The 12,750-nt window shown below is 63.0% G+C and carries 11 protein-coding genes; 8 read left to right on the top strand and 3 right to left on the bottom strand.

Annotation, left to right across the window (positions count from 1 at the left end; all coding sequences use genetic code 11):
• Positions 1 to 36 precede the first annotated feature (36 nt).
• From ACOKS3_RS00755 to ACOKS3_RS00720, 8 genes are all read left to right on the top strand, one after another.
• The gene (locus tag ACOKS3_RS00755; RefSeq protein ID WP_422764309.1) at positions 37 to 807 is read left to right on the top strand and encodes a TerC family protein; all 771 of its coding nucleotides are present in this window, start codon (positions 37 to 39) and stop codon (positions 805 to 807) included.
• A 228-nt stretch (positions 808 to 1,035) separates the two neighbouring features.
• Positions 1,036 to 2,694: a Na/Pi cotransporter family protein gene (locus ACOKS3_RS00750; protein ID WP_103448305.1), complete on the top strand. Its 1,659-nt coding sequence runs from the start codon at positions 1,036 to 1,038 to the stop codon at positions 2,692 to 2,694.
• Positions 2,695 to 2,724: 30 nt separating this feature from the next.
• Complete coding sequence (locus tag ACOKS3_RS00745; protein ID WP_103448306.1) at positions 2,725 to 4,128, top strand: M16 family metallopeptidase; 1,404 nt, start codon at positions 2,725 to 2,727, stop codon at positions 4,126 to 4,128.
• 138 nt (positions 4,129 to 4,266) lie between these two features.
• The gene (locus tag ACOKS3_RS00740) at positions 4,267 to 5,289 is read left to right on the top strand and encodes a DUF5924 family protein (protein ID WP_422764310.1); all 1,023 of its coding nucleotides are present in this window, start codon (positions 4,267 to 4,269) and stop codon (positions 5,287 to 5,289) included.
• Between the two features lie 80 nt (positions 5,290 to 5,369).
• Entirely contained in the window at positions 5,370 to 6,503 is a 1,134-nt protein-coding gene (locus ACOKS3_RS00735) for an ABC transporter permease (protein WP_103448308.1), read from the top strand.
• Positions 6,500 to 7,291, top strand: a complete 792-nt coding sequence (locus ACOKS3_RS00730; RefSeq protein ID WP_422764311.1) for an ABC transporter ATP-binding protein — start codon at positions 6,500 to 6,502, stop codon at positions 7,289 to 7,291. Before ACOKS3_RS00735 ends, ACOKS3_RS00730 begins: the two co-directional genes overlap by 4 nt.
• Positions 7,292 to 7,294: 3 nt before the next feature.
• Positions 7,295 to 8,233: an MlaD family protein gene (locus ACOKS3_RS00725; RefSeq protein ID WP_103448310.1), complete on the top strand. Its 939-nt coding sequence runs from the start codon at positions 7,295 to 7,297 to the stop codon at positions 8,231 to 8,233.
• Complete coding sequence (locus ACOKS3_RS00720; RefSeq protein WP_103448311.1) at positions 8,230 to 8,853, top strand: ABC-type transport auxiliary lipoprotein family protein; 624 nt, start codon at positions 8,230 to 8,232, stop codon at positions 8,851 to 8,853. Before ACOKS3_RS00725 ends, ACOKS3_RS00720 begins: the two co-directional genes overlap by 4 nt.
• Here ACOKS3_RS00720 and ACOKS3_RS00715 read toward each other — a convergent pair.
• The 3 genes from ACOKS3_RS00715 to ACOKS3_RS00705 form a co-directional block, all read right to left on the bottom strand.
• Entirely contained in the window at positions 8,835 to 10,064 is a 1,230-nt protein-coding gene (locus ACOKS3_RS00715) for a nucleoside recognition domain-containing protein (RefSeq protein WP_103448312.1), read from the bottom strand. The genes ACOKS3_RS00720 and ACOKS3_RS00715 overlap by 19 nt on opposite strands.
• 154 nt (positions 10,065 to 10,218) lie before the next feature.
• Positions 10,219 to 11,547 (bottom strand): glutamate/aspartate:proton symporter GltP, encoded by a 1,329-nt coding sequence (gene gltP / locus ACOKS3_RS00710; RefSeq protein WP_103448313.1) that lies wholly within the window; start codon positions 11,545 to 11,547, stop codon positions 10,219 to 10,221.
• 729 nt (positions 11,548 to 12,276) lie between these two features.
• A complete protein-coding gene (locus ACOKS3_RS00705; RefSeq protein WP_103448314.1) occupies positions 12,277 to 12,750 on the bottom strand; it encodes an inhibitor of vertebrate lysozyme family protein in 474 nt (157 codons plus the stop codon).

Below are 12,750 nucleotides of genomic sequence, written 5' to 3'. Positions count from 1 at the left end.
TAACACGCATCGCCTATATCGTTTGAAGGAATACACATGGAATGGCTGACCAGCCCGGAAATCTGGGTTGCCTTTTTTACCCTCACAGCGCTTGAGATCGTCCTCGGGATCGACAACATCATCATGATCTCGATCCTGGTCAGCCGCATGCCCAAGCACATGCAGCCACGCACCCGGATTTTCGGTCTGGCCCTGGCCATGGTCACCCGCATCATGCTGCTGCTGTCGATCACCTGGGTCATGCGCCTGACCGCCGACCTGTTCGTGGTATTCGGCCAGGGTATCTCCGGTCGTGACCTGATCCTGTTCTGCGGCGGCCTGTTCCTGTTATGGAAAAGCTCGCAAGAGATCTACCACGGCCTGGAGGGCGAGGAAGAGAGCGCCGACGAGCCCAAGGGCGCTGGCGGCAAGTTCCTCTACACCATCATCCAGATCGCCATCATCGACATCGTGTTCTCGCTGGACTCGGTGATCACTGCCGTCGGCATGGTCTCGCACGTGCCGGTGATGATTGCCGCCATCGTCGTCGCAGTGCTGGTGATGATGGCCTGCGCCGGTGCCATCAGCGACTTCATCGACAAGCATCCATCGCTGAAGATGCTTGCACTTTCCTTCCTGATCGTCGTCGGTACCGTGCTGATCGCCGAATCTTTCGACGTGCACGTACCTAAGGGCTACGTGTACTTCGCCATGGCCTTCTCGCTGGCCGTGGAGGCGATCAACATCCGCATGCGCACCGCCATGGCGCGCAAGCAGGGCAAGGAGCACGACCCGGTGAAACTGCGCAAGGACATTCCAGGTCGGTAAGATCAGGACGCGCAGCAAAAAGGGCCCTTCGGGGCCCTTTTTCATGCACCGGTTTTCATGACACAAATATTTCAAATGCTTGCAGAGCGTGCCAAGCTGGCGCGAGGTCCGCAAAACAACTAAAGCTTGAGTAAGCACTGGATCAAAATACCCACCCCCGGGCCAGGCTTACGGCTTCACACAATTTGGCTCCGCTGCTGGAGCCCTAGAACAAAGGGGGGCTCGACCATGCTGACCCTGCTCGACCTGCTTTCCGCCGTGGCCTTGCTGGTGTGGGGCACACATATCGTCCGTACCGGCATCCTCAGGGTATTCGGTTCCAACTTGCGCCGCGTGCTCAGCCAGAACATGAACCGCCGGCCACTGGCGTTCATCGCCGGCATCGTAGTGACTGCCGTGGTGCAAAGCAGCAACGCCACCGCCATGCTGGTCACCTCCTTCGTCGGCCAGGGCCTGATGGCCATGACCCCGGCGCTGGCGATCATGCTCGGTGCCGACGTGGGTACTGCGCTGATGGCCAGGGTGCTGACCTTCGACCTGTCGTGGCTATCGCCACTGCTGGTGTTCCTCGGGGTTATCTTCTTCCTCTCGCGCAAACAGACCCGTGCCGGCCAGTTGGGCCGCGTGGGGATCGGCCTCGGCCTGATCATCCTGGCCCTGCAGCTGATCGTGCAGGCGGCAGCGCCAATCACCCACGCACAAGGCGTGAAGGTGCTGTTCGCGTCCTTGACCGGCGACATCATGCTCGATGCTCTGGTCGGTGCGCTGTTCGCCATGGTTTCGTATTCCAGCCTGGCAGCCGTGCTGCTCACCGCTACCCTGGCCGGCGCCGAAGTGATCAGCCTGCCGGTGGCCATCGGCCTGGTGGTTGGTGCCAACATCGGTAGCGGCCTGCTGGCCTTCATCAGCACCAGCATGCAGAACGCCGCAGGTCGCCGCGTGGCCCTGGGCAGCCTGCTGTACAAGCTGATCGGCCTGGTGCTGATCATCCCTGTGCTGCACCCACTGGTGGAGTGGATGGACAGCCTGAGCTTCAGCCCGCAGGAGCTGGTGATCGGCTTCCATCTGCTCTACAACACCCTGCGCTGCCTGATCATGTTGCCGACAGTCAAACCCATGGGCCGCCTGTGCAATGCGCTGTTGCCCGAACGCGAGACCAGCAATGGCCAGATACGCCCGCGCCATCTCGATGCCTCGGCATTGGCCACGCCCAGCCTGGCCCTGGCCAATGCCGCCCGCGAAACCCTGCGCCTGGGCGATATCGTCGACAGCCTGCTGGAGGCCATGCTCGGCGCCCTGCGTGGTACCCACACCGCCATGCCCCAGCAAGTGCGGGCCTTGAGCGAGGATGCCGAAGCGTTGTACAGCGCGATCAAGCTGTACCTGGCGCAGATCCCACGGGAAGACCTCAGCGACCAGGACAACCGGCGCTGGGCTGAAATCATCGAGCTGGCGATCAACCTGAAGCTGGCCTGCGACCTCATCGAACGCATGCTGCGCAAGGTACAACAGCAGAAAACCAGCCAACGCCGGGAGTTTTCCCAGGTCGGCCTGGAAGAACTCACCGGGCTGCAGGAGCAGCTGCTGGCCAACCTGCGCCTGGGGTTGTCGGTATTCCTCAGCGCCGATCCGGAAAGCGCGCGTCTGCTGCTGCGCGAAAAGCGTCGCTTCCGCGCCCAGGAACGGCGCCTGGCGCATGCCCATGTCAGCCGTTTGCAGCGTAAGGTGGTGCAAAGTATCGAGACGAGTTCGCTACACTTGGAGCTGATCGCCGACATGAAGCGGTTGAACTCTTTGTTCTGCAGCAGTGCCTATGTGGTACTGGGTGGCTCGGACACTGGCGGGCTGCTGCTCGACAGCGTCCCGGAAGATGCCCACCTGTCCTGATCTCGCACACCTGGAGACCGTCGCTCGCCCATGCGTTGCCTGATGTTCGTTTGCCTGCTGATCTGCAGCCTGCCCTCATTTGCCCTCGATCGCTCGCGGGTCGAAGGTTACCTGTTGCCCAACGGGCTGCAGGTGATCCTGAAGTCCGGTTATGAGCGCGACCATGTGGCCATCCGCCTGGTGGTGGGCGTTGGCCTGGATGACTTCGACTGCGAGCAGAAGGAGTTGCCGCACCTGCTCGAACACCTGCTGTTCACCGGGATCGACGAGACCGGCGAAGGCGGCCTGGAAGAACGCCTGCAGAGCCTCGGGGGCGAGTGGAACGCCTTCACCAGCAGCGCCGACACCACCTTCGTCATCGAGGCGCCGGCACGCAACCAGCGCAAGGTGCTCGACCTGTTGCTGGCAATCGTCCGCGACACACGCATCGACGCCAAGGCCTTGGCCACGGCCAAGCGCATCATCGAGCGCGAGGATGGCGGCCACTATGGCCACCTGCAGCGCTGGCTCGACCGCCAGGACATCGGCCACCCGGCCAGCGACCAGCTGGCAACCGAACTGGGCCTGAAATGCCCTGAGCGCTCCAACGTCGCGGACATGACCCTGGAGCAGGTGAAAACCCTGCGGGATCACTGGTACGCCGCCAATAACATGACCCTGATCGTGGTGGGCGGCCTGGATCGCCTTTTGCCGGCCTATCTGGAGCGCACCTTCGGCGAATTGCCTGCTACCGAGCCAGAAGAGCGGCGCACCCTCGAAAGTATCAGCCAACAAGCAGAACAGCGCCGCGACCTGACCCGCGGCCTGCTGGGCGACAGCGTCAAGTTGCACTGGCTGTTCATCGAGCCGGTGCTGGACAGTGACCATCAGCAGACCCTGGACCTGCTGTCGCGCTACCTCGACTGGGCCGTATACGACCAGCTGCGCCTGCGCAACGGCCTGTCGTATGGACCATCGGTACAGCGCGAAAGCTTTGGCGACAGCGGCATGCTCACCCTCAATGCCGACCTTGAGCGCGATGATATCGACCAAGCCGTAAAGCTGATGCAGCAACTGTTCGATCATTTGCGCAAGGACGGCCTCGACCCGGATACCTTCGCCCGCATCAAGGATGCCGCCGTGGCCAAGGAAAGCTGGAGCACCCAAGGCAACAGTGCGCTGGCCGATTATTACTGGGGGGCGCTGAACGACTACACCCACGGCCGCTTTGCCGACCCGGCGCGCAAGTTGCGCCAGGTGACGCTGGAAGAGGCCAACGCGGCCTTGAAGGAATTGCTCAAGGATCAGGGTTACCTGCGCATCGAAAAGCCGTTCCTGGGGTCTGACGAGCTTTATGGCCTGGTTGCCTTGCTGCTGGGGCTGATACTGGCGCTGGGGCTGCTGCGCTGGCGACGGCACAAACCGGAACGACCGAGTGGTGCTACACGGCAGTAGTGAATCGGCGGTATCCTTTTGCCAGTACCGGCCCTTTCGCGGGGCAAGCCCGCTCCTAGGGAAACGTGATTTCCTGTAGTTGCGGGCTTGCCCCGCGAAAGGGCCGGCACAGCCACCCAATACTTCCGTTGTAGACCCATGCCCCCAATACCCCACTTCGTCCAGCGCGTCATCGAGCTGCTCAAACGCTACCCCGGCGTCATCGCACTCGGTGGTTTCCTCTCCGGTATCGGCAGCTTCATCCTGGTCGACCGCCAGGCTAGCCTGGCCAGCTGGATCGCCATCATCATGCTGGTCAGCTGGGTCTGGCTGATGCTGGAAAACACCTTGACCGGCCTGTTCGCGCGCACCTTCAAGCGCGAAATTCCGCAGCCGCTGCTGCGCTATGCGACGCAGATGATCCACCAGGAAAGCCTGTTCTTCGTCTTGCCGTTCTTCTTCATCACCACCACCTGGAACAGCGGTCAGCTGGTGTTCACCGGCCTGCTTGGCGCCGCCGGGCTCATCTCGATCATCGACCCGCTGTACTACAAATGGCTGGCGCCACGGCGCTGGCTGTTCCTTGCGATGCACACCCTGACCCTGTTCGCCGCGCTGCTCACTGCACTGCCGATCATCCTGCACCTGACCACCGCACAAAGTTTCAAGCTGGCGTTGATTGCCGCCATGTTGCTGTCGTTCCCGAGCCTGCTCAGCAGCTTCCCGGTCACCACCTGGCGCCGCGGCGTGGCACTGGTGCTGGTGACCCTGGCGGTGGGCGGTAGTGGCTGGTTGCTGCGTTCGTGGGTGCCGCCGGCAACGCTGTGGATGACAGACGTGGCGGTGAGCACCGAAGTACTGAATCGCCAGCCCGGCGAATCGCTGGAGGAGATTGCCGCGAGCCGCATTCGCAGCAATGGCCTGTACGCCTACACCGCGATCAATGCACCACGGGGCCTGGACGAGCGCATCTACCACGTGTGGCAGAAAGACGGCCAGGAGGTCGATCGCATTGCCCTGGACATCCACGGCGGGCGCAAGGAAGGCTATCGTGCCTGGACCCACAAGCAGAACTTCCCGCCCAACCCGGTGGGCAAATGGCAAGTCCGGGTGCTGACCGAGGATGGCCAAGTGATCGGTGTGCTGCGCTTCAAGGTGGTGGACGACGCGCCCGCGCCGTGACAGTGGCGAAGGACAGCACATATTCAACAAACCGCTCCATGCCCGCTGCGCTATGATCAGCCTCTAGCCCAGCCGGATGCATGGAGCCTATGACCACCCCCAGCGCCACACTGGACACCAGCTGCCAGCCGGCCTGCCTGCGGATTGCCGGTGACTGGACCCTGGCCCACTACGCCAGCCTCAGGCGCGACAGCGAACGCCTGCGCACGCAGTACGGCGCCGATACCGCCGTCGACCTCAGCCAGCTGGGCCGCCTGGACACCGCCGGAGCCTCGCTGTTGGCCGAGCTGCTCGGCTCCGAGCGCCTCTCGCACTGCACCAACGGCCTGCCTGAAGCTAGCCGCGCGCTGCTCAAGAATGTCTACTGCTCGGTGCAGGACTACTGCATCCCGATCAAGGGGCCCGAGCGCAACGTGTTGCTGGTGCTGCTGGAGCGCATCGGTTGTGCGGTCGGCACGCTGTGGCAGGACACCATGCAGCTGCTCGGCTTCCTCGGCCTGATCATCGAGACCCTGCTGCGCCGCTTGCTGCAGCCACACCGCTGGCGCGTCACCCCGGTGATCGCGCACATCGAGCAGACCGGGCTGGATGCCGCCCCCATCATCGCCTTGCTGACCTTCCTGGTGGGCGCCGTGGTGGCCTTCCTCGGTGCCACGGTGCTGGCCAATTTTGGTGCAACGGTGTTCACCGTCGACCTGGTAGCCTTCTCGTTCCTGCGCGAATTCGCCGTGCTGCTGACCGCCATTCTCATGGCCGGGCGCACCGCCAGTGCCTTCACCGCACAGATCGGCTCGATGAAGGCCAATGAAGAGATCGACGCCATCCGCACCCTGGGCCTCAACCCGATCGAACTGCTGGTGGTGCCGCGAGTACTGGCGCTGCTGATCTCGCTGCCGTTGCTGACCTTCGTCGCGATGATCTGCGGCATCGTCGGGGGTGCGGTGGTCTGCGCCCTGTCACTGGGTATCTCGCCGGCCATGTTCCTGTCGCTGCTGCAAAGCGACATCGGCGTGCAGCACTTCCTGGTCGGCCTGGCCAAGGCACCGGTCTTCGCCTTCCTGATCGCAGCCATCGGCTGCCTCGAAGGCTTCAAGGTCAGCGGCAGCGCCGAATCGGTCGGTGCCCACACCACCTCCAGCGTGGTGCAATCGATTTTCGTGGTCATCGTGCTGGATGCGGTGGCGGCACTGTTCTGCATGGAGATGGGCTGGTGAGTGGCCGGGAAGCAGTGATCGAGGCGCGGGGTATCTGCAATCGCTTCGGCAGCCAGGTGGTACACCAAGGCCTCGACCTGGCCGTGTACCGCGGCGAAATCCTCGCGGTGGTCGGTGGCTCGGGGAGCGGCAAGTCGGTGCTGCTGCGTAGCATCATCGGCCTGCGACGCCCCAACGAAGGGCAGGTCAAGGTATTCGGCGAAGACCTGGCCGGGATGCGTGAGGAACAACGTTCGCTGGTCGAGCGCCGCTTTGGCGTACTGTTCCAGAAAGGCGCGCTGTTCTCGTCGTTGACCGTCACTGAAAACGTCGCCCTGCCGCTGATCGAGCATGCCGGCCTGTCGCGCGCCGATGCCGAGCACCTGGCCGGGGTCAAGCTGGCCTTGGCCGGCCTGCCCATCTCCGCCGCCGACAAGTACCCAGCCTCGCTCTCCGGCGGCATGATCAAGCGCGCAGCCCTGGCCCGTGCCCTGGCGCTGGACCCGGACATCCTGTTCCTCGACGAACCCACTGCGGGTCTCGACCCGATCGGTGCCGCCGCATTCGACCAGTTGATCCTGACCCTGCGCGATGCCCTCGGCCTGAGCGTGTTCCTGATCACTCACGATCTCGACACCCTCTACACCATCACCGATCGCGTCGCCGTGTTGTCACAGAAGAAGGTCCTGGTCGCCGGCCCCCTGGCTGAGGTCGAGCAGACCAACGACCCCTGGATCCACGAATACTTTCACGGCCCACGCGGGCGCGCAGCCGAACACGCCGCCGCCAGCGCCGGGCAGGAGCGCTGAACAATGGAAACCCGAGCTCATCACGTCCTGATTGGCCTGGTCACCGTCCTGGTGGTGACCGGCGCCATGCTGTTCGGCCTGTGGCTGACCAAGTCCAGCGTCGACGACGCCTTCAAGGATTACGAAGTGATCTTCAACGAAGCGGTCTCGGGCCTGTCCCGTGGCAGCCCGGTGCAATACAACGGCATCAAGGTCGGCGATGTCACCAGCCTGCGCCTGGACCCGAAGGACCCGCGCCGGGTACTGGCCCGTGTGCGCCTGAGCGGTGACACCCCAGTCAAGGAAGACACCCAGGCCAAGCTGACCCTGGCCGGGGTCACCGGCAACTCGTTCATCCAGCTCACCGGCGGCACGCCGCAGAGCCCGGAGCTCAAGGGCAAGGACGGCAAGCTGCCAGTGATAGTCGCCTCGCCGTCGCCGATCTCCCGCCTGCTCAACGACAGCAGCGATCTGGTGACCAACATCAACCTGCTGCTGCACAACGCCACGCAGATGTTCTCGGACAGCAACATCGAGCACCTGAGCAATACCCTGGCCAACCTAGACCAGACCACTGGCGCATTCGCCAACCAGAACGGCGGTGTCAGCCAGGCGATCGCCCAGCTGGCCCAGGTCGGCAAGCAGGCCAACGCCACCCTGGCTGAAACCCAAGCGCTGATACGCAACGCCAACGGCCTGCTCGGCACCCAGGGCAAACAGGCCATCGGCAGCGCCGAGCAGGCCATGCAGTCGCTGGCCGAAAGCGCCGCGACCCTCAACAGCCTGCTGCAGGACAACCGCCAGTCCATCGACGATGGCGCCCAGGGGCTCAACCAGCTGACCCCGGCCATCCGCGAGCTGCGCGAAACCCTGAACTCGCTCAAGGGCATTTCCCGGCGCCTGGAGGCCGACCCGAGCGGCTACCTGCTGGGCCGTGACAACAACAAGGAGTTCCAGCCATGACCCCATCGCTGCGCCTGCTGGCCCTGGCAGCCACCCTGAGCCTGGCCAGCGCCTGCTCGATCCTGCCGAAGAGCGAGCCGGTGGATACCTACCGCCTGCCAGTCAACCAAACTAGCCATATCGCCAGCCCGATCGACTGGTCGTTGCGCCTGAACAAGCCGCTGGCCAGCGAAGTGCTGAGCGGGCCACGTATCGCCGTGATTCCCCAAGGCAATGTGATCAGCAGCTACAAGGGCGCCCGTTGGAGCGACCCTGTGCCGTTGCTGGTGCGTAACCGTCTGCTCGATGGTTTCCAGCGGGACGGCCGAGTGCAGCGGCTGAGCGCTGACGACAGCAACCTGCAGGCCGACTACGAACTGAGCGGCGAGCTGCAGGCGTTCCAGAGCGAGTATCTGCCGGGGGGCAAGGTGGAAGTGGTGATCCGCTACGACGCACGCCTGGTGCAAGGCCGCAGCCAGCGCATCCTCAGCAGCAAGCGCTTCGAAGTGCGCCAGCCACTGGCTGATACCCAGGTGTCAGCCGTGGTCGCCGGCTTTGGCGCGGCCAGCGATCAGCTGGTCGGGCAGGTGGTGAACTGGACCGTGGCGCAAAGCGGCCAGGCTCAGGCGAAGAACCAGTAGCAGACGCAGATGGCGGCGATTACACCGGACAGCTCGGCCAGCAAGGCACAGCCGACAGCATGGCGCACCCGCTGGATGCCGACTGCGCCGAAATACACCGCCACCACGTAGAAGGTGGTTTCGGTGCTGCCCTGAATGGTCGCGGCCACCAAGGCAGGGAAGCTGTCGACGCCGTGGGTCTGCATGGTTTCGATCAACATGGCCCGCGCCGCGCTGCCAGAGAATGGCTTGACCAACGCGGTGGGCAGGCCCTCGACGAAGCGGGTGTCCAGGCCCATCCAGTTGACCATGTGGCGGATTCCGTCCAAAGCCAGTTCGAGTGCGCCAGAAGCGCGCAGCACGCCCACCGCGACCAGCATTGCCACCAGGTAGGGCAGCAGGCTCTTGGCCACATCGAAACCTTCCTTGGCACCTTCGACGAAGGTTTCGTACACCTGCACCCGCTTCAAAGCGCCAATCACCAGAAACAGGATGATCACCCCGAACAACGTCAGGTTGCCAAGGATCGACGACAGGCTGGCCAACGCTGCGGCCGACAAGGTGCCCAGGAAAGCCATGAAGCCGCCCAGCAGCAGTGCACCGGGGATCAGATAGGCGAGCACCACCGGGTCCCACAGGCGCAGGCGCTGCATCACTGCCACCGACAGCAGGCCGACCAGGGTCGAGGCACTGGTCGCCAGCAGGATCGGCAGGAACACCAGGGTGGGGTCGGTGGCGCCCTGCTGGGCGCGGTACATGAAGATGGTCACCGGCAACAGCGTCAGCGACGAGGCGTTGAGCACCAGGAACAGGATCTGCGCGTTGCTGGCCGTGGTGCTGCTGGGGTTGAGCTCCTGCAGCGCGCGCATGGCCTTGAGGCCGATCGGCGTGGCGGCGTTGTCCAGGCCCAGGCCATTGGCGGCGAAGTTCATGGTGATCAGGCCCAGCGCCGGGTGGCCGGGCGGTACTTCCGGCATCAGGCGGGCGAACAGCGGCCCGAGCACCTTGGCCAGCCATTCGACGATGCCGGCTTTTTCGGCGATCTTGAGGAACCCCAGCCACAGGGTCAGGGTGCCGAACAGCAGGACCATGACCTCCACCGACAGCTTGGCCATTGCGAAGATGCTCTCGACCATCGCGGCGAAGATGCCGGCATTGCCACCGATCAGCCATTGGGCCAGGGCGGAGACGGCCGCCACCAGGAAAAAGCCGAGCCAAAGGCCGTTGAGCATCCGCGTGTTCCCCCTGAGAAATGCCCGAATGATAGCGTATCGGGGCCCGTCACTGGCGACCGACATCCCTGTAGAAGCCGCTAAAAGCCTGGGCCATCCCACAAACAACAAAAAGCCCCGACAAGTCGGGGCTTTCTGGTTCAGCCGTTCAGGCTCAGCGTTTGGCGGCTTCGCCAACCAAGGCAGCTTCCTGCTTGTCCGCCATCAGCGAGGCGTAGTACTGCTCGCCCTTGGCGGCGTCGTACATGCCTTCCCAACGCGCGATCACCAGGGCCGCCAGGGCGTTGCCGATCACGTTCAGGGCAGTACGCGCCATGTCCATGATGCGGTCGACACCGGCGATGAAGGCCAGGCCTTCCAGCGGGATGCCCACACTGCCCAGGGTCGCCAGCAGCACCACGAAGGACACGCCCGGCACGCCGGCGATGCCTTTGGAGGTGACCATCAGGGTCAGCACCAGCAGCAGCTGCTGGCTCCAGGACAGGTCGATGCCGTAGAGCTGGGCGATGAAGATGGCCGCGATGCTCTGGTACAGGGTCGAACCGTCGAGGTTGAACGAGTAACCGGTCGGCACCACGAACGAGCAAATCGACTTCGGCGCACCGTACTTTTCCATCTTCTCGATCACGCGCGGCAGCACGGTCTCGGAGCTGGAAGTGGAGTAGGCGAGGATCAGCTCATCTTTCATGATGCGCATGATCTTGATCACCGAGAAGCCGAACAGGCGTGCTACCAGGCCCAGCACCATGAAGGCGAAGAAGGCGATGGCGAAGTACACCAGCAGCACCAGCTTGGCCAGCGGCAGCAGCGAGCTGAAGCCGAAGTTGGCAACGGTCACGGCGATCAGGGCGAACACGCCGATCGGGGCGTAGTTCATGATCATGTGGGTGACCTTGAACATGGTTTCCGACACGGCCTGGAAGGTCCGCACCAGCGGCTCGCGCAGGTCGGCCTGCAGGCTCGACAGGCCGAGGCCGAACATCACCGAGAAGAAGATGATCGGCAGCATTTCGCCACGCATCAGCGCTGCGAAGATATTCGACGGGATCAGGTTCAGCAGGGTCTCGATGAACGCGTGCTCATGCTGCACTTCGGCTGCGGTGGCCTGGTACTTGGAGATGTCGACGGTACCCAGGGTACTCATGTCGATGCCGGCGCCCGGGTGGAACAGGTTGGCCAACACCAGGCCGACGACGATGGCGATGGTGGTCACCACCTCGAAGTAGAGGATGGTCTTCAGGCCGATGCTGCCCAGTTTCTTCGCATCGCCAACCCCGGCGATACCCACGATCAGCGACGAAATCACGATCGGGACGACGATCATCTTGATCAGGCGAATGAAGATGTCACCGGCGGGCTGGAGGACGTTGCTGATCCACCAGGCCTTTTCCGCGCTGAAGTGGTTCAGCAGCGCGCCGACTGCAACGCCCAGGAGCAGACCGATGACGATCTGCCAGGCGAGGCTCAATTTTGCCTTCTTCATGTCTTTACCCTTTGTTCTAGTGGTCACGGGTACCGACCGGAAAAGCGCGTAACAGAGCCGTTGGCAACGTCACGGGGAGCTTTTGGCTTCCGTCCGGGGACCTCGTGTAAGGACACCGCGAGCGAGCGACAGGGCGCTCGGGCCAGCGAAAAAGGCGGCAACTATTGCGATGGGGAAGGCTGAAATCTAATGCCGGAAACGCATACCCCATGCCGATTCGGCATAGGCATTTAAGTCAAAATACGCCGCACGTAAGTCATTGATTTATAACGTTCGGAAATCCGAACAAGACCAAACCGCCATATTTCGGCAGTTTTGGCGGTATGCAGGGGAGGATGAAGACGGCCTGTTCGACAATCCGAATGGCCGAAATGCCACTTGGGCGACCGCCATACCGGGCGAAAAAAAAATGATGTACGGTCAAGACAAAATGTGTCTTGGAGGTGAGCACCTGAAAGGAATCAGCAAAAGGGGAGATGGCGCCTCGGAAGCCAGGCCCGGTTGCGGTGTTTGTCAGACACACCCGACCTGAAGCTTCCGATTCTGCCTTTTCCTGACCCGGCCCAATGCTGGAGGTACTCCCTGTACCCCTAGGCCACTCCGATCCTGCAACAATCAGAACAGCCCGGCCCCCTGGTCATGCGCTGCCCCTCCTCGGGGCGGCGCATCATAGAAGCGAGAAAGATAAAAAGGTTCCGCTTCCATTACATGACAGCGCGCGACCGCTGGTCAGTACCAATTCGGGTCACGCTTGAGTTGCTCCTGCAACATCGCCTTCATGCCGTCGTCCGGCTCACCCAGCCAGCGGTACTGCGCATGGCGGGTTGGCGATTTGTCACTCGGCAAGCCTTCGGGCACTTCCACCAGCATCCCGTAGGCGTCGTCCTTGTCCCAACTGAACGCGACGATCAGGCGCTTGTAAGTGCAGTTCTGCGGTGACTCGCACAACGGGCCGACCAGATACTTGTCGCCGTCTTCGGTCACTGCGGACATCTGCTCCTGGCCGCTGCCGCTCAGGTTGATCACCCAGTCAGGCAAGCGTTCCTCGCCCTTGATCGTGTCTTGCCAAGTTTCCCGGTATTCGGGGTCCGAGCCGAGCAACTGCTCGACACGGACCTGGCCATCATTGGCCGCCAGCACCGCTGCACTACCGCCCGACATCAAGGCAGCGGCAGCCAGGGCTGCATATAGCTTCCTGCTCAT

Origin of the sequence: Pseudomonas sp. HS6-2 (genome assembly GCF_049325675.2) — a bacterium.
Lineage (GTDB): Bacteria > Pseudomonadota > Gammaproteobacteria > Pseudomonadales > Pseudomonadaceae > Aquipseudomonas > Aquipseudomonas putida_N.
This window is presented reverse-complemented; position numbering and strand designations above follow the sequence as displayed.